Here is an 18,382-nt window from a genome sequence, read left to right on the forward strand (position 1 = left end):
ACCAGCATTTGTTGAAATAGCCGCATATTCTACCCGTTATCTACGGGCGCGCCAAACCACTGATGATACCAACGCGGTAAATAGTGTTCGCGTAAGCGACGAATTTGCCGACTATGGTGCGAAAAGGTCACAGATATCTGCCCGGACTGCGGGGTATCAAGCCAGAGATATCCCTCCGTTCGATAGCGCCGGACCACTTTAATAGAAGGGAAACGCCACGCGTTATAGCGAGCCATCGAGGCCAGCGAAACCTGCCCCTCTACGCGCTGTAGCAACGGTGTTGAAGATGACGTGTTACTTCCATGATGCGGCACCTGAATCAGTGTAGACGCAAGCTGACGCCAGCGGTGGCTTAGCATTGCCAGTTCTGCCTGCGCTTCAATGTCTCCGGTCAGTAAAACGCTCTGTTCGCCGTCATCGATTTTTACCACACAGGAGCGGTTGTTACCCTTCGCCGAGGTGTTTTCGGGTGGCCAGTGCACGGAGAACGTTAAACCCTGCCACTGCCATCGCTGTCCTCGAAAGCACGGAAGATGTCCGGACCAGGATAAGGGGCTCCTGATCCACATTGCGGGCCAGGCAGCTTTTAGCGATGCCAGTCCCCCCGCGTGGTCGAGATGTTCATGGCTCAGGATCACCCCTTCCGGTTTCAGATGATGCCAGCGTAGCCAGGGGATAATCAGCTGCTGCGCACTGTCCCCACCGGGCCATGCCAGCCCGGTGTCATACAGAATGGCCTTGCCGTGACGCTCAATGACCATCGCCAGCCCCTGCCCTACATCCAGCATATGCAGGGACCAGCTGTCTGTTTTAACCCTGTGCCAGAGGGGAAAGGCCAGCACCACGCTGCCTGCCAGACAGACTGCGGGTGCTGCGCTGAAGGCCCTGAATCGCCAGCCAATGACCAGCAGCCACGGCAGTAACGTCAGGTATTGCCAGCGTTCATCAACGTCCTGCCAGCCATTCGGTAAACGCATCAATAGCCAGAAAAGCCCTGCCAGAGATTTATCAGTAGCCAGCCAGACGATACTTTCCAGCACAGCGACCGGAAACAGATGCAGAAACATGCCGAGCAGGATCAGCGGAACTGAGATAAACGTGACCAGAGGAACGGCAAACAGGTTCGCCACCAGCGAGGAGAGGCTGAAACCATGGAAAATCAGGACCTGAAGCGGCAACAGAAGCAGCAGCATTCCGACCTGCAAATACACTAGCGTCGCCAGCGGCCGCAGGCACCGGCCACGTTGCCAGTGCGGGAGAGGCAACCACTGATACCAAAAAATAAGCGCGGCGACCGCAAACGCTGACAACGCCAGGCTTTGTGACAGGACCGCCAGTGGATCGAAAACCAAGATCGCCGCCACGCAGGTAAGCCATACCTGCCAGGGCGACCACTGGCGACCGCTCATTTTTAATGCAGCCAGTACCACAAGCGCGATAACCGTGCGCAGCGCGGGCGGCTGCAAGCCCGTTAGCCATGCGTAAAACGCGGCAAAAATCAGCCCTGCCAGCAAGGGGATTTGCCAGATAATCCAGCGGCCCGGCAGGAAGAACTGGATGCCCCGCGCCAGAAACCAGATGACAGAAGCGGCCAGCGCAATATGTAATCCCGAGATTGCCATCAGATGCATCGTTCCGGTATCACGCATCAGGTTTTTTATCTCCCGCGAGACCGACAGCCGCTCCCCCATCCCCAGCCCCAGGATCACGGGTCCCCACTGATATGCTGAAAGAGTATTCTGTAGTGATGTCAGGTATTGCGCACGCAGACTACAGCCTTCGTCAACGAGCGCCGCATGGGTAAACCGTCCACTCAGCGTCTGGTGTCGGGCAAAGGCATTTTTCTGTGAATCATAGCCGCCATCGTTGAGTTCTCCGTGTACCGCCCTGAGCCGCAGGGTCATTGCCCAGCGTTGACCCACGCAGACGTTTTGCGGCAAATAGTTGCCATACAGCGCCACGCCCATGGCAGCCCACACGCGTTCTCCATTGAGGCTGACAATCCTTCCCTGATGCATCGTTGCGCCGTCCGTTGCGGTAATGACCACCTCGGCCTGCTGCGGTGCTTGCGTTAAATAGTTCATCGGCCACACGCTTTCCTGAGCGGCCAGGATCCCCCAGCACATAAAAAGCAATGCGAGTCCTGAAAACCTGAGCCATTTTCTCTGCTGTACGGATAACGCAATTCCTGCGGCAATCAGCAACCAGACAAGATGCAAATCTGGCAAAACGGGTAACCAATAGAGCGGGATTATGGCCAGAATGGCGCACATACTGATAACGTGGATCCCCATCTTCACCTCCATGTTTCAGGCGATTATGCGGCGGGACTGATGCGTCGTCAGACAGGAAAGACGTGATTTACAGCAGGCGCTGCAACGTTTTTAAGCGCTTACAGCAAAGAGAAAATTAAAATGCGGCGCGTATTCAGAAATGCAGGGGCGGATACAAAAAAAGCACCCTAAGGTGCTTTCTTTAAACTCAGTTTAACCCTGATGATTAAACTCAGTTACCGTAAATATTGGCGCGATCGCGCAGTTCTTTACCCGGCTTAAAGTGCGGAACATACTTTCCTTCCAGCTCCACTTTATCGCCAGTCTTCGGGTTACGCCCGGTACGTGGTGCACGATAGTGCAGAGAAAAACTACCGAAACCGCGGATTTCAATGCGCTCGCCCTGGGCAAGAGTGGTAGCCATATGCTCCAGCATCTCTTTAACGGCATCTTCCACAGCCTTGGCAGGGATATGCGGTTGCTGACTGGCAAGTCTTTCAATCAATTCTGACTTGGTCATGATTCCTCCGGTTCCTTTCAAACCCATTAGCTGAACAGCTTATTAAACAAGGGCGGCCGTAGCCGCCCTTTGTTATTGATTACAGGACGAATCCTGCAATCTGTCAAGTCTGCTCTCCATCCTTCGCGCTGTAAATGCGTTACAGCTCAAATGATGGTGCGAACCTGAACTTACTCGCCTTTAGCTGCTTTGAAAGCTTCAGCCATTGCGTTGTTAGAGAAGTTTGCATCTTCCTGTTTGTTCACAGTTGCGATTGCATCTTTCTCATCAGCTTCGTCTTTAGCACGAACAGACAGGCTGATTGCACGGTTCTTACGGTCAACACCGGTGAACTTAGCTTCAACGTCGTCACCAACGCTCAGAACCAGAGTTGCATCTTCAACGCGGTCACGTGAAGCTTCGGAAGCGCGCAGGTAACCTTCAACGCCGTCAGCCAGTTCTACGGTTGCGCCTTTAGCGTCAACAGCAGTCACTTTACCGTTTACGATTGCGCCTTTCTTGTTCAGTGCAACCCAGTTGTTGAACGGATCTTCTGCGAGCTGTTTAACGCCCAGGGAGATACGCTCACGCTCTGCGTCAACTTGCAGAACAACTGCTGCGATTTCGTCGCCTTTTTTGTATTCACGAACTGCTTCTTCGCCTGCAACGTTCCAGGAGATGTCAGACAGGTGAACCAGGCCATCGATGCCGCCGTCCAGGCCGATGAAGATACCGAAGTCAGTGATAGACTTGATTTTACCTTCAACACGGTCGCCCTTGTTGTGGGTTTCCGCGAACTGCTGCCATGGGTTGTTTTTGCACTGCTTCAGGCCCAGGGAGATACGACGACGTTCTTCGTCGATATCCAGAACCATCACTTCCACTACATCACCAACGTTAACAACTTTGGATGGGTGGATGTTTTTGTTGGTCCAGTCCATTTCGGAAACGTGCACCAGACCTTCAACGCCTTCTTCGATTTCAACGAAGCAGCCGTAGTCAGTCAGGTTGGTAACGCGACCAGTCAGTTTAGTACCTTCTGGGTAACGCTTAGCGATAGCTACCCATGGATCTTCGCCCAGCTGTTTCAGGCCGAGGGATACACGAGTACGCTCGCGGTCGAACTTCAGCACTTTAACAGTGATTTCGTCGCCCACGTTCACGATTTCGCTTGGGTGCTTAACGCGTTTCCACGCCATGTCGGTGATGTGCAGCAGGCCATCAACGCCGCCCAGGTCAACGAATGCGCCGTAGTCAGTGAGGTTCTTAACGATACCTTTGACTTCCATGCCTTCCTGCAGGTTTTCCAGCAGCTGATCGCGTTCTGCGCTGTTTTCGGATTCGATAACGGCACGACGGGAAACAACAACGTTGTTACGCTTCTGGTCCAGCTTGATTACTTTGAACTCAAGCTCTTTGCCTTCGAGGTGCAGGGTGTCACGGACTGGACGAACGTCTACCAGAGAACCTGGCAGGAACGCACGAATACCATTCAGCTCAACAGTGAAGCCACCTTTAACTTTGCCGTTGATAACACCGACCACAGTTTCAGCTTCTTCGTAAGCTTTTTCCAGCGTGATCCATGCTTCGTGACGTTTAGCTTTCTCACGAGACAGCAGGGTTTCGCCGAAGCCGTCTTCTACTGCGTCCAGAGCAACGTCAACTTCGTCACCAACCTGGATTTCCAGCTCGCCCTGGGCGTTTTTGAACTGCTCAGCCGGGATGGCAGACTCAGATTTCAGACCGGCGTCAACCAGTACAACGTCTTTGTCGATAGCAACAACAACGCCACGAACGATGGAACCCGGACGGGTTTCGATTTCTTTTAAGGATTCTTCAAACAGTTGAGCAAAAGATTCAGTCATGTTTAATCTTCAGGTTAATATTAACGTCCACCTGGCTCCGTGCCGGATGGGGTTGTTTCACATACCCGCCGTCAATCCATTGCAGCGGGGGTACTGCTAAATCGGTCGCGATTACGCGAGTGCCAGTTTTTGGCGCGCATATTGTAGCGCTTTTTCAATCACTTGCTCAATAGTTAAACTGGTTGAATCCAGCACTAATGCGTCTTGCGCGGGAACAAGTGGTGCGACGGCGCGGTTACGATCGCGGTCATCGCGCTCTTTTATCTCGGATAAAAGGCGATCAAAGTTAACACTAAACCCCTTTTCCTGCAACTGAAGCATGCGGCGTTGAGCACGTTCTTCTGAAGAGGCGTCAAGGAAAATTTTCACTGGCGCATCGGGGAATACCACGGTTCCCATGTCGCGGCCGTCGGCGATCAGCCCCGGCGCTTCACGGAAACCGCGCTGGCGACGTAACAGCGCTTCACGAACGCGTGGGAAAGCCGCCACCTGAGAGGCCGCATTGGCCACTTCTTGCGTACGGATTTCACCGCTGACATCTTCCCCTTCCAGGATCACTTCAAGGTTGCCATCGGTCGAGACAAAGCGCACATCCAGATGCGCAGCCAGCGGTACCAGCGCTTCTTCAGACGCAACATCCACATGATGATGCAGCGCAGCCAGCGCCAGCACGCGATAGATTGCTCCCGAATCTAAAAGATGCCATTGCAATGCTTCCGCCATCGCTTTGCACAGAGTACCTTTCCCTGCGCCACTTGGCCCATCAATGGTGATTACCGGGGCAATTGCCGTCATCTTTTTCTCCTTAATTAAGGCATACCGTTTACATGAACGCCGCGCATTATACGCGCCAACGTGCGCAACTGTTACCTTTGCGTGCAAATTACGGAATGATTGAAGCAGAGTGTAGAAGAAATGAAAGAGGATGAGTGTCAGAAAGCGTAAGGAAATGCCGCATCAGGTGATGCGGCATACGATCATCAGGCCAGGGTGCTAATGCGCGCCAGCTGTTCGAAGTAGTCCGGGAACGTTTTTGCCGTACACTTCGGATCAAGGATAGTGACTGGCGTATCTGACAACGCCACCAGCGAGAAACACATCGCCATGCGGTGATCGTTGTAGGTGCCAATTTCTGCAAATTGCAGTTTTGCCGGCGGCGTGACGCGAATGTAGTCTTCGCCCTCTTCTACCTCGGCCCCCACTTTACGCAGCTCGGTTGCCATCGCGAACAGGCGGTCCGTCTCTTTCACACGCCAGTTGTAAATGTTTCGCAGCGTGGTGGTGCCTTTCGCAAACAGCGCAGCGGTGGCAATGGTCATCGCCGCATCCGGAATATGGTTCATATCCATATCGATGGCGTTCAGCTCACCGTGGGTGCAGGAGATGAAGTCATCGCCCCAGGTCACCACCGCGCCCATTTTTTCCAGCACGTCAGCAAAACGGATATCGCCCTGCACGCTGTTGCGGCCAATGCCCGTCACTTTAACCGTACCGCCTTTAATCGCGCCTGCGGCAAGGAAATAGGAGGCGGATGAAGCATCGCCTTCAACCAGGTAGTGGCCCGGCGACTGGTACTGCTGCCCACCGCGAACCACGAAACGCTGATAAGACTGGTTTTCCACCTCAACACCAAAGGTGTTCATCAGGTGCAGGGTGATATCAATGTACGGCTTAGAAACCAGGTCGCCTTTAATGCTGATGACGGTGTCCTGTGGTGCCAGCGGTGCGGTCATCAGCAGCGCGGTCAGGAACTGGCTGGAAACGCTACCGTCAACCTCAACATTGCCGCCAGTGAATCCCCCGCGCAGACGCAGGGGCGGGTAATTTTCCTGCTCAAGATAATCAATCTGCGCGCCGCCCTGACGCAGGGCATCCACCAGATGGCCGATCGGACGCTCTTTCATTCGCGGCTCACCGGTCAGCACAATATCGTTACTCCCCAGACACAGCGCTGCGGCCAGAGGACGCATCGCGGTACCGGCGTTACCCAGGAAAAGCTCCAGCGCTTCAGCAGAATGTAACGCGCAGCCGTTACCGGTGACTTCACAACGGGTACGATCGTCAGACAGCGCGTACTGAACGCCCAACGCTTTCAGTGCATTGAGCATATGGCGCACGTCATCGCTGTCCAGCAGATTAGTGAGGACGGTGGTGCCGTTTGCCAGAGCTGCCAGCAGCAGAGCGCGGTTCGAGACACTTTTTGAACCAGGCAGATTAATGGTGCCATCTACCCGCGCGATAGGTTGTAACGTCAGGGATTCCATGAAACTCAACTCTCAACTCAACATAATAAAAACCCCGCAGGAACGCTGCGGGGGTGAAAAACAGCCAATTAACCGTGACGACGTTCGAAGTCGATCATGAAATCAGTCAGGGCTTTAACGCCTTCCAGCGGCATGGCGTTATAGATAGAGGCGCGCATTCCGCCTACCACACGGTGGCCTTTCAGCGCATGCAGACCCGCCGCGAAGGACTCTTCCAGGAACACGTTATCCAGGTTGCTGTCCGCCAGCTGGAACGGCACGTTCATGCGCGAACGGTTAGTTTTGGCGACATCGTTACGGTAGAAATCGCTCTTGTCGATCACGCCGTACAGCAGTTCAGCCTTTTGCTGATTGATCTTATCCATCTGCGCCACACCGCCTTTTTGCTTCAGCCATTTGAAGACCAGGCCGGAGAGATACCAGGCAAACGTTGGTGGGGTGTTGAACATGGAATCGTTGTCGTTCAGGACGGTGTAATCCAGAATTGACGGGCAAGACTTATGGGCTTTCCCCAGCAGGTCTTCACGCACAATAACGATAGTCAGACCCGCAGGACCGATGTTTTTCTGGGCACCCGCGTAGATGACGCCGTAGCGGCTGACATCCAGCGGGGTGGACAGAATGGTTGAAGAGAGATCCGCCGTCACAATGACATTTTCGCCAAAGTCTGGCTCTTCGTGAATGGCAATACCGTCGATGGTTTCGTTCGGGCAGTAGTGAAGATAAGCGGCGTTGTCAGAAAGCTGCCACTCACTCATCGGCTTCACGGCGCGCAGACCGTCAACGGTCACTTTGGCATCGATGACATTCGGCGTGCAATATTTGTGCGCTTCTTTTACCGCACTGGCCGCCCAGTAGCCGGCATCAACGTAATCAGCGGTGGTTTTGTCGCCCAGTAGATTGAGCGGGATACCCGCAAACTGGCCGCGTCCACCGCCGTGACAGAACAATACTTCGTAGTTCGAGGGAATGTTCAGCAGATCGCGAAAATCCTTTTCTGCTTCTTCCGCCACCTGAATAAACGCTTTACCCCGGTGGCTGACTTCCATCACCGACGTACCCAGACCGTTCCAGTCACACAGCTCCTGTTGAGCCTGTTTGAGCACGTCTGCCGGTAACATTGCCGGACCTGAACTGAAATTAAAGACTTGAGCCATTTCCCCTCACCACGCTAAAAGCCATAAGTTATAACTGTGGATATCGGTTTTATCATTCAGTGACACGCGCCGCAATGTCTAAAACTGATGGCCGAAGAAATGTGCCCCTCGTCACACAATACAATCTGCCGTACCGTTGTCACAAAACCGACAAAATCGCTGTCAGGTGTTACGTTTAGCCCGGCTAACCTTCGTCCATTCTGGATTCGTACAGCGGGGGCATAATTGATGATCGCCCGCCTGCATAACCACGACATGACTACATTTTATGCAGGCGTACTCGCCCGCTTCAGGTACAGTTTTGTATCGCTCGATGAGCATATCCGGCAGGATGCACAGGCCGGGCTTCACCTCATCGTCGGAATAGTAATAGACGCTGATTTGACCATTCGTTTCCATAATCGCCAGACGCACCTGCCCCAGTTGCTCAACGCTGCTCAAACGGAGTTCCATAAAGAACTCAAACTCCGTCATATTGGCGCTTTGCACATTCTCCCAGGCCAGTTGACCATCTTCGACAATCACCACCGGCTTCCCTTCGAGCAGATCTTCCAGTTTCTCACTTTTCGACATCAGCCACATGACCAGCCGGTACAGCAGTGCAAGCGTCACGAAGACGATAAAGACCGGCACCATCGGCACATCGTCATAAAAGGCAACGTCCCCTGCCGCCGACCCCAGCGTCAGGATTATCAGCACTTCAAACAGCGACATCTGCCGCACGCCGCGACGTCCGGTGATTTTCAGAAACAGGAAAACGAGTACAAAGGTGTACAGGCTGCGCAGCGCTACTTCGCCTAAAAACTCAGGAGGGACTTTATCAAACGCCATCCGCTGGAGATCGAAAGCTTTCATTTTTTTATGCCTTAACAGTAGGTTACTGCTTATAAGCATAGTCCAGCCATTTATTTTCGCCGGAGATAGCACCCGTCACGCAAAACCCGTATCATTGCGCGCTTTACGTACGATAAAAGTGAACGCCATGACTCAAACGTTTATCCCCGGCAAAGACGCCGCTCTGGAAGATTCCATCGCTCGCTTCCAGCAGAAACTGACCGACCTGGGCTTTAATATCGAAGAAGCCTCCTGGCTGAATCCGGTGCCTCACGTCTGGTCCGTGCATATTCGCGACAAAGACTGTGCGCTGTGCTTTACCAACGGTAAAGGCGCGACCAAAAAAGCGGCGCTGGCCTCTGCGCTGGGTGAGTATTTTGAGCGTCTGTCCACCAACTACTTCTTCGCCGACTTCTGGCTGGGCGAAACCATTGCCAACGGTCCGTTCGTTCACTATCCGAACGAAAAATGGTTCCCGCTGACCGAAAACGATGAACTGCCGGAAGGCATTCTCGATGCCCGCCTGCGCGCGTTCTACGATCCGGAAAACGAACTGACCGGCAGCATGTTGATCGACCTGCAATCCGGCAATGAGGATCGTGGGATCTGCGCCCTGCCGTTCACCCGTCAGTCTGACGAGCAGACCGTTTATATCCCGATGAACATCGTCGGCAACCTGTATGTGTCTAACGGCATGTCTGCCGGTAATACCCGCAACGAAGCGCGCGTGCAGGGATTGTCTGAAGTTTTCGAGCGTCATATCAAAAACCGCATTATTGCTGAATCCATCAGCCTGCCGGAGATCCCGGCTGACGTGCTGGCGCGCTACCCGGGCGTGGTGGAATCCATCGCCAAACTGGAAGCAGAAGGTTTCCCAATCTTTGCTTATGACGGCTCTCTGGGCGGCAAATATCCGGTTATCTGCGTGGTACTGTTCAACCCGGCAAATGGCACCTGTTTCGCCTCCTTCGGCGCGCACCCGGACTTCGGCGTGGCGTTGGAGCGTACCGTAACCGAACTGCTGCAAGGTCGTAGCCTGAAAGATCTCGATGTCTTTACTCCGCCAACCTTTGATGACGAAGAAGTCGCCGAGCACACCAACCTCGAAACACACTTCATCGACTCCAGCGGTTTGATCTCCTGGGATATGTTCAAACAGGACGCGGACTATCCGTTCGTGGACTGGAGCTTTGCCGGTACGACGGAAGAAGAGTTCGCCACCCTGATGGCGATCTTCAACGCGGAAGATCAGGAAGTCTACATTGCCGACTATGAACACCTCGGTGTTTACGCGTGCCGTATTATTGTGCCAGGTATGTCGGACATTTATCCGGCAGAAGATTTATGGCTGGCGAACAACAGCATGGGCGCACATCTGCGTGAAACCCTGCTGGCCCTGCCAGGCAGCGAGTGGGATAAAGAAGATTATCTGAACCTGATCGCCCAGCTGGACGAAGAAGGACACGATGATTTCACCCGCGTGCGCGAACTGCTGGGTCTGGCGACCGGAAAAGATAACGGCTGGTATACCCTGCGCATCGGCGAGCTGAAAGCGATGCTGGCGCTGGCGGGCGGCGATCTGGATCAGGCTTTGGCCTGGACCGAGTGGACGATGGAGTTTAACCAGTCCGTCTTCTCCGCCGAGCGCACTAACTATTACCGTTGCCTGCAAACGCTGCTCCTGCTTTCTCAGGAAGACGACCGCGAGCCATTGCAGTATCTGAACGCCTTTGTACGTATGTACGGTGCGGATGCCGTTGAAGCTGCCAGCGCGGCGCTGAGCGGTGAAGAACCATTCTACGGCCTGCAAGCGGTTGACAACGATCTGAAAGCCTTCCCCGCGCATGAGTCACTGCTGAATGCGTATGAAAAATTGCAGAAGGCAAAAGCCGCTTACTGGTCAAAATAAGCGCATATAACATTAATGGCTGTAGGCGTATTCAATCGCCTGAGCTATATTACGGGGCAATTTCATTGCCCCTTTTTTTTTATTTTTCCGCAATGACGTTTAATTGTAATAATTAAGTTAACCACGGGTAAATATAAAAACGCTTACCTGAGCTTTACTGTTACTAATTATAATAAATACTCCATTTTAATTAACTGTTCCACGGGAGGCTGAAGGAAAAAATTCAACTCTTTTCATAACTTTTAAAATTTATTTTTATACGGATAATCAAATACTTACTCCGCTTTTGCTGTAAAACCATACACACTGCGGGCCTATAAGCCAGGCGAGATATGATCTATATCAATTTCTCTTCTATAATGCTTTGTTAGTATCTCGTCGCCGACTTAATAAAGAGAGAGTTAGTGTGAAAGCTGACAACCCTTTTGATCTATTACTCCCCGCTGCGATGGCGAAAGTTGCCGAAGAAGCGGGTGTCTACAAAGCCACGAAACATCCGATGACGACGTTCTTTCTGGCCATTACGGCTGGGGTATTCATCTCCATCGCTTTCGTCTTCTATATCACAGCCACCACCGGCACTGCCGGGATGCCTTTCGGCATAGCGAAATTGATTGGTGGTATTTGCTTCTCACTGGGCCTGATTCTCTGCGTCATCTGCGGCGCCGACCTCTTCACCTCAACGGTGCTGATTGTGGTGGCAAAAGCCAGCGGAAGAATTACCTGGGGTCAACTGGGGCGCAACTGGCTCAACGTTTACGTTGGCAACCTGATTGGCTGTCTGCTCTTTGTTCTGTTGATGTGGCTCTCTGGCGAGTATATGACCGCCAACGGCGGCTGGGGGCTTAACGTCCTGCAAACCGCCGACCACAAAATGCACCATACATTTATCGAAGCTGTTGCTCTCGGCATCCTCGCAAACCTGATGGTCTGCCTGGCGGTCTGGATGAGCTACTCTGGTCGTAGCCTGATGGATAAAGCCATGATTATGGTTCTGCCGGTTGCGATGTTTGTTGCCAGCGGCTTTGAGCACAGTATTGCGAATATGTTCATGATCCCGATGGGGATTGTTATCCGCAACTTTGCAAGCCCGGAGTTCTGGACTGCTGTAGGTTCAACCCCGGAAAGTTTTTCACACCTGACTATTATGAACTTCATTACTGATAACCTGATCCCCGTCACTATCGGGAACATTATCGGTGGGGGTCTGTTAGTTGGGTTGACATACTGGGTCATTTACCTGCGTGGCGGCGATCATCATTAATGGTTGTCTCAGGCAGTAAATAAAAAATCCACTTAAGAAGGTAGGTGTTACATGTCCGAGCTTAATGAAAAGTTAGCCACAGCCTGGGAAGGTTTTACGAAAGGTGACTGGCATAATGAAGTCAACGTCCGTGACTTCATTCAGAAAAACTATACCCCGTATGAAGGTGACGAATCCTTCCTGGCTGGTGCGACTGACGCAACCACCAAGCTGTGGGACAGCGTAATGGAAGGCGTTAAACTGGAAAACCGCACTCACGCGCCAGTTGATTTTGACACCTCCGTTGCTTCTACCATCACTTCTCACGATGCTGGCTACATCAACAAAGCCCTTGAGAAAATCGTTGGTCTGCAAACTGAAGCACCACTGAAACGCGCAATCATCCCGTTCGGTGGTATCAAAATGGTTGAAGGTTCCTGCAAAGCGTATAACCGCGAGCTGGACCCAATGCTGAAAAAAATCTTCACCGAATACCGTAAAACCCATAACCAGGGCGTATTCGATGTTTACACCAAAGACATTCTGAACTGCCGTAAATCTGGCGTTCTGACCGGTCTGCCAGATGCCTATGGCCGTGGCCGTATCATCGGTGACTACCGTCGCGTTGCGCTGTACGGTATCGACTTCCTGATGAAAGACAAATACGCACAGTTCGTCTCTCTCCAGTCTGACCTGGAAAACGGCGTAAACCTGGAAGCGACTATCCGTCTGCGTGAAGAGATCGCTGAACAGCACCGTGCGCTGGGTCAGATCAAAGAGATGGCGGCTAAATACGGCTGCGATATCTCTGGTCCTGCAACCAACGCTCAGGAAGCTATCCAGTGGACCTACTTCGGCTACCTGGCCGCTGTTAAGTCTCAGAACGGTGCAGCAATGTCCTTCGGCCGTGTATCCACCTTCCTGGATGCGTACATCGAACGTGACCTGAAAGCAGGCAAAATCACCGAACAAGACGCTCAGGAAATGATTGACCACCTGGTCATGAAACTGCGTATGGTTCGCTTCCTGCGTACCCCAGAATATGATGAGCTGTTCTCTGGTGACCCAATCTGGGCAACCGAATCTATCGGCGGTATGGGCGTAGATGGCCGTACTCTGGTAACCAAAAACAGCTTCCGCTTCCTGAACACCCTGTACACCATGGGTCCTTCTCCGGAGCCGAACATCACCGTTCTGTGGTCTGAAAAACTGCCTCTGAACTTCAAGAAATTCGCCGCTAAAGTGTCCATCGACACCTCTTCTCTGCAATACGAGAACGATGACCTGATGCGTCCTGACTTCAACAACGATGACTACGCTATCGCTTGCTGCGTAAGTCCAATGGTTGTTGGTAAACAAATGCAGTTCTTCGGTGCGCGTGCAAACCTGGCGAAAACCATGCTGTACGCAATCAACGGCGGCGTTGATGAAAAACTGAAAATGCAGGTTGGTCCTAAGTCTGAACCGATCAAAGGCGACGTGCTGAACTATGACGAAGTCATGGAGCGCATGGACCACTTCATGGACTGGCTGGCTAAACAGTACGTGACCGCGCTGAACGTTATCCACTACATGCACGACAAGTACAGCTACGAAGCCTCTCTGATGGCGCTGCACGACCGTGACGTCGTTCGCACCATGGCGTGTGGTATCGCAGGTCTGTCCGTTGCTGCTGACTCCCTGTCTGCAATCAAATATGCGAAAGTTAAACCAATTCGTGACGAAGATGGTCTGGCTATCGACTTCGAAATCGAAGGCGAATATCCGCAGTTTGGTAACAACGACGCTCGCGTTGATGACATGGCGGTTGACCTGGTAGAACGTTTCATGAAGAAAATTCAGAAACTCACTACCTATCGTAACGCTATCCCGACTCAGTCTGTTCTGACCATCACCTCTAACGTTGTGTATGGTAAGAAAACCGGTAACACCCCAGACGGTCGTCGTGCTGGCGCGCCATTCGGCCCAGGTGCTAACCCAATGCACGGTCGTGACCAGAAAGGTGCGGTTGCCTCTCTGACCTCCGTTGCTAAACTGCCGTTTGCTTACGCGAAAGATGGTATCTCTTACACCTTCTCTATCGTGCCAAACGCGCTGGGTAAAGACGACGAAGTGCGTAAAACTAACCTGGCGGGTCTGATGGATGGTTACTTCCACCACGAAGCGTCCATCGAAGGTGGTCAGCACCTGAACGTGAACGTGATGAACCGTGAAATGCTGCTCGACGCGATGGAACACCCTGAGAAATATCCTCAGCTGACCATCCGCGTATCTGGCTACGCAGTACGTTTTAACTCCCTGACGAAAGAACAGCAGCAGGACGTTATTACCCGTACTTTCACTCAGTCCATGTAAGTGGAATTGACTGAAATCACGCGTTAAAAAGCGTACAATAAAGGCTCCACGCAAGTGGGGCCTTTTTAACACCCTCGCTTTATCAGTCTCTTTTGTCCGCTATCTATACTTAATGGATAACAGCCAAAACAGACTCGACATAGCCTTTGAGCTGTGCATCTACATAGGCCCCCGGATGGGCCAAATTCGGAGATATCACCGCAATGTCAATTATTGGTCGCATTCACTCCTTTGAATCCTGTGGCACCGTCGATGGCCCGGGGATCCGCTTTATCACTTTCTTCCAGGGCTGCCTGATGCGCTGCCTGTACTGCCATAACCGTGACACCTGGGACACCCATGGCGGTAAAGAAGTCACCGTTGAGGATCTGATGAAAGAGGTGGTGACCTATCGCCACTTCATGAACGCGTCCGGCGGTGGCGTGACGGCATCCGGCGGTGAAGCCATTCTTCAGGCTGAATTTGTGCGCGACTGGTTCCGCGCCTGCCACAAAGAAGGCATTCATACCTGCCTCGACACCAACGGCTTTGTGCGCCGTTACGATCCGGTTATTGATGAACTGCTTGAAGTGACCGATCTGGTGATGCTCGATCTCAAGCAGATGAACGATGAGATCCACCAGAATCTGGTTGGCGTTTCAAACCACCGTACGCTGGAATTTGCCAAATACATTGCCAATAAAGGCGTCAAGACCTGGATCCGCTACGTGGTGGTGCCGGGCTGGTCAGATGATGATGACTCTGCACATCGTCTGGGTGAATTTACCCGGGATATGGGTAACGTGGAGAAAATTGAACTCCTGCCCTATCACGAGCTGGGTAAACATAAATGGGTGGCGATGGGTGAAGAGTACAAACTCGATGGCGTGAAGCCGCCGAAAAAAGAGACGATGGAGCGCGTCAAAGGTATTCTTGAGCAGTATGGCCACAAGGTCATGTATTAACGAAAAGGCCCGGTGAAAACCGGGCCTTTTTATATTCTATTTAAAGACGCCATTAATAACGGAAGTCACAATCGCCGTACTCAGCGCAATTAAGACCAGGTCGTCACCTACCACGCGCCATTCATAGCCCGGATAGGAAGGAAGCTGACCCAGCATATCGGCTGGCACGGTTTTCTTCGCAATGCCCGGAGGCAGTGGCTTACCGCGCGCCAGGTTTTTCGCAATTCCCGGAGGCAGAGAGTCGTAGCCTGTTAAGCCGTAATTCAGTGCCAGATGGCGGGCATGATCGAAGCTCACGCGAGCATCCACATCATTACCGACATCTTTGCTGTTTTTAAAGCTCTTATCCGATTTCCCAGGGTTATCCTGACCGTTATTGTGTTTATTACCATGGTTACCAGCGTTCCCGTTACCATGGTTACCAGCGTTCCCGTTACCATGATTGCCGCTATTACCTTGTCCGCCACCGTTTCCGTGACCACCGCCATTCCCGTTTCCTGGATTAGCCATGGCCGGAGCCGTTGCAAACGTTAAAGCCAACACTACGGCAAGTGCGGTAGTGGAAAAACGACGAGTAGACATGATTGCTGCCTTTTAGTGGTAGAACTCATTTGAATTATCGCCAGGCAGTAAAAACTCACAATAAGTAAAAGTCTTATATGTGACAGGGACAAAAAAGCCTGTCATCGACAGGCTTTTAATAAGTCAGGCATGGGCCACTGGCGTTGGATGTTCGCCCACTTTGCGCAGCAGCATTAACAGATAAATAAACGACACGCTGGCGATCATGATAAACAGCAGATTGTCAGAATAATTTTGCATGAGCATAGCGGTAAACGTCGGACCCAGTAAACTGCCGATGGTGTAACTCAGCAACAAAGCCTGGTTCATTGCAACCAACTGGTGATGCTCAACTTTCTCACAGGCCCAGGCCATCGCGACCGGATAGAGCGTAAAGCCCGCAGCTCCCAGAATGAACAGCGCAGGCGCCATTGCGGCGTTGCTGAGCATGGCGAGACAGCCCATGATGACCACGAAAACCTGGACGCGCAGCACCAGCAGACGACCAAAGCGGTCCGCCAGGCGGCCAATCGGCCACTGCCCGACAATCCCCGCGCTGACCATCACCGCCATCCAGAAACCGATCCCGGAATCACTGACGCCCTGATGGTTAAGATAGAGCGGCATCAGGCCATAGAGCGAGCCCAGCACAATCCCGGAAATAATGCAGCCGTTAACCCCCAGACGCGCCTGGCGCAGTCTCAGCATCGGCCAGACGTGGGTAGCTTCCTGATGCTCGCTGTTTTGATTCACAATGCGGGTAAAGAGCAGCGGCAGGATCGCCGCCAGAACCATGCCCGTCACCCACGGCAGCACGCTCATCAGGTCGGTTGGCAGTTTGCTGACCATCAGCTGTCCCAGAACGGTACCGACGTAGTAAACCATCATATAGGCCGCCAGCAGACGCCCGCGATTACGGGACGTTCCGCTGCACATTAGCGCACTTTCAACCACCACCCAGATCATGGCGCAGCCGACGCCCGCAATAAAGCGCCAGACCATCCAGCTCCAGAAGCCGACCATGAGGCCTAAACCGGCGCAGCCGACGGCAAAGATCAGCGACGCCAGATAATAACTGCGGTTAAAACCAAAGCGCTTAATAAGGCTGCCCGTTAATAAGGTGCCCAGCAGATTGCCCGTAAAAAAGGACGAGCTAACCATACCCACCTGCCAGGTCGGTAAGTTTTCATGGGCGAGCCATAGCGGGACGAGTGTGTTTAACACCGCGATCGCCAGGGTCAGCAAAAGCAGGCCACAGAGCAACAAAAGCACCGGGCGGGTATAGGTGGTCATGGATTAAAAACCGTGAGGAAGTTCAGATTTCGTGCGCATCATGCCACTGGCAAAAACAAAGTCAATCCACCGGTTCAGGCGTCACGCACGTTATGCGCCTTGTCGATTTAAAAAACTCATCCTGCTAATGCAAAGCCTGTTACTGATATTAATTATCTATTTGTTTTTATTTATTTCCGGGAATTTTTACAACGAAACATCAGTCGAAAAATTTCATGAATGAAAAAAGAAAAGCCGGGCACTATGTCCCGGCTTTTTATAACAAAATCTAAAATTAGCTGGCGATAGCCATACCGACCGTCATATGCAGACCGTAAAATACGCCGCGACCAATTAACTCCCCTGCCAGCACCAGCACAAAGGCCAGGGACAGTAACGGCAGCGCAGGCGAGTAACCTTTAAGCTGAGGGGCAATCCAGCACACCAGCGCCGCCGTCAGCAGCACCACACGCCAGGCCATCAGCGAACCGTAATCCGGCACCAGCGCCGAAGCCTGCTGGATAGAGCTGTGAATGGTCGCCAGCTCCGCTCCCTGCATGAGCGCGACAACTGTACTGATTACCAGCGCCAGCAGCGAGACCGCGGGCAGCAGGCGCATCGCCCAACCATTAATGCCAGCCACACGCAGCAGCAGATAACCCAGCAGCGGCCCGCCAATAAACATGGTCAGGAAGAAGCTCATCGGCGTCCAGACGCTGTACCAGGTCGGAACGGTATCGATGGTGTTGTACACCCGGACCATCATCCAGACGAAGACAACGCCCAGTACCATGGTGACGATGAGCCACAACGCGCGTAACCCTGACGGCAGCTTTTTCACCGCTGCCAGTAACCACCCCAGCCCGCCAACGGCAAAGAAGATTGCCCCGCTGGCAATCTCGTTACTCAGCGAAGAGGCACCTACGCGGTTCAGGGAGTTGAACGCGCGCATCGGTGAGCCCAGGTGCAGCGTAGAGGCGATAAACCCAATGCCCATCAACACCCACAGGCCAAACATGCTTAACACCAAACGCTGCTGCTGTTCAGCATTGAGGTTCCCTTTTAACAGCGCCAGCGCAAGGACGATAAACCCGCCCGCCACGCACTGCCCAAAGACCGTGAAGATCATCAGCGGCCATTCATGCCATCCACTTCCCATCTCACACCTCCTTCGGGTTTGCCAGGTAGCCGGTGGTGTCACCCGTC

The 18,382-nt window shown here is 52.8% G+C and carries 14 protein-coding genes; 4 read left to right on the forward strand and 10 right to left on the reverse strand.

What is annotated here, in order from left to right; translation table 11 throughout:
• Positions 1 to 29 precede the first annotated feature (29 nt).
• The 7 genes from H2Z33_RS23025 to H2Z33_RS23055 form a co-directional block, all read right to left on the reverse strand.
• The gene (locus H2Z33_RS23025) at positions 30 to 2,294 is read right to left on the reverse strand and encodes a ComEC family protein (RefSeq protein WP_063135286.1); all 2,265 of its coding nucleotides are present in this window, start codon (positions 2,292 to 2,294) and stop codon (positions 30 to 32) included.
• Positions 2,295 to 2,505: 211 nt separating this feature from the next.
• A complete protein-coding gene (ihfB, locus tag H2Z33_RS23030) occupies positions 2,506 to 2,793 on the reverse strand; it encodes an integration host factor subunit beta (protein ID WP_003858233.1) in 288 nt (95 codons plus the stop codon).
• Between the two features lie 170 nt (positions 2,794 to 2,963).
• On the reverse strand, positions 2,964 to 4,637 hold the full coding sequence (rpsA, locus tag H2Z33_RS23035; RefSeq protein ID WP_003858235.1) for a 30S ribosomal protein S1: 1,674 nt from the start codon (positions 4,635 to 4,637) through the stop codon (positions 2,964 to 2,966).
• 111 nt (positions 4,638 to 4,748) lie between these two features.
• Positions 4,749 to 5,432: a (d)CMP kinase gene (cmk, locus tag H2Z33_RS23040; RefSeq protein ID WP_015570968.1), complete on the reverse strand. Its 684-nt coding sequence runs from the start codon at positions 5,430 to 5,432 to the stop codon at positions 4,749 to 4,751.
• Between the two features lie 185 nt (positions 5,433 to 5,617).
• Complete coding sequence (aroA, locus tag H2Z33_RS23045) at positions 5,618 to 6,901, reverse strand: 3-phosphoshikimate 1-carboxyvinyltransferase (RefSeq protein WP_032670211.1); 1,284 nt, start codon at positions 6,899 to 6,901, stop codon at positions 5,618 to 5,620.
• Between the two features lie 68 nt (positions 6,902 to 6,969).
• Complete coding sequence (serC, locus tag H2Z33_RS23050) at positions 6,970 to 8,058, reverse strand: 3-phosphoserine/phosphohydroxythreonine transaminase (RefSeq protein ID WP_063135287.1); 1,089 nt, start codon at positions 8,056 to 8,058, stop codon at positions 6,970 to 6,972.
• 162 nt (positions 8,059 to 8,220) lie between these two features.
• Positions 8,221 to 8,913: a DUF421 domain-containing protein gene (locus H2Z33_RS23055; protein ID WP_017693700.1), complete on the reverse strand. Its 693-nt coding sequence runs from the start codon at positions 8,911 to 8,913 to the stop codon at positions 8,221 to 8,223.
• 127 nt (positions 8,914 to 9,040) lie between these two features.
• Here H2Z33_RS23055 and ycaO point away from each other — a divergent pair, with 127 nt between their 5' ends.
• The 4 genes from ycaO (at position 9,041) to pflA (ending at position 15,343) form a co-directional block, all read left to right on the forward strand.
• Positions 9,041 to 10,801 (forward strand): 30S ribosomal protein S12 methylthiotransferase accessory factor YcaO, encoded by a 1,761-nt coding sequence (ycaO, locus tag H2Z33_RS23060; RefSeq protein WP_049132621.1) that lies wholly within the window; start codon positions 9,041 to 9,043, stop codon positions 10,799 to 10,801.
• 406 nt (positions 10,802 to 11,207) lie between these two features.
• Complete coding sequence (focA, locus tag H2Z33_RS23065) at positions 11,208 to 12,065, forward strand: formate transporter FocA (RefSeq protein ID WP_017384832.1); 858 nt, start codon at positions 11,208 to 11,210, stop codon at positions 12,063 to 12,065.
• A gap of 51 nt (positions 12,066 to 12,116) precedes the next feature.
• Positions 12,117 to 14,399 carry a formate C-acetyltransferase gene (pflB, locus tag H2Z33_RS23070; RefSeq protein WP_063135288.1) on the forward strand — a complete coding sequence of 761 codons (2,283 nt, stop codon included), beginning with the start codon at positions 12,117 to 12,119 and terminating at the stop codon, positions 14,397 to 14,399.
• A gap of 203 nt (positions 14,400 to 14,602) precedes the next feature.
• On the forward strand, positions 14,603 to 15,343 hold the full coding sequence (gene pflA / locus H2Z33_RS23075) for a pyruvate formate lyase 1-activating protein (protein WP_003858250.1): 741 nt from the start codon (positions 14,603 to 14,605) through the stop codon (positions 15,341 to 15,343).
• Positions 15,344 to 15,379: 36 nt separating this feature from the next.
• On the opposite strand, the gene H2Z33_RS23080 is transcribed toward pflA, so the two are convergent.
• From H2Z33_RS23080 to H2Z33_RS23090, 3 genes are all read right to left on the reverse strand, one after another.
• Positions 15,380 to 15,925, reverse strand: a complete 546-nt coding sequence (locus tag H2Z33_RS23080; RefSeq protein WP_063135289.1) for an anti-virulence regulator CigR family protein — start codon at positions 15,923 to 15,925, stop codon at positions 15,380 to 15,382.
• A gap of 123 nt (positions 15,926 to 16,048) precedes the next feature.
• The gene (locus H2Z33_RS23085; protein WP_003858254.1) at positions 16,049 to 17,197 is read right to left on the reverse strand and encodes an MFS transporter; all 1,149 of its coding nucleotides are present in this window, start codon (positions 17,195 to 17,197) and stop codon (positions 16,049 to 16,051) included.
• Between the two features lie 274 nt (positions 17,198 to 17,471).
• Positions 17,472 to 18,335, reverse strand: coding sequence for a dimethyl sulfoxide reductase anchor subunit family protein (locus H2Z33_RS23090; RefSeq protein WP_017693703.1), 864 nt, complete (start codon positions 18,333 to 18,335; stop codon positions 17,472 to 17,474).
• Positions 18,336 to 18,382: the final 47 nt, after the last annotated feature.

It is taken from the genome of Enterobacter sp. YSU, from assembly GCF_016082135.1.
Taxonomy (GTDB): domain Bacteria; phylum Pseudomonadota; class Gammaproteobacteria; order Enterobacterales; family Enterobacteriaceae; genus Enterobacter; species Enterobacter hormaechei_C.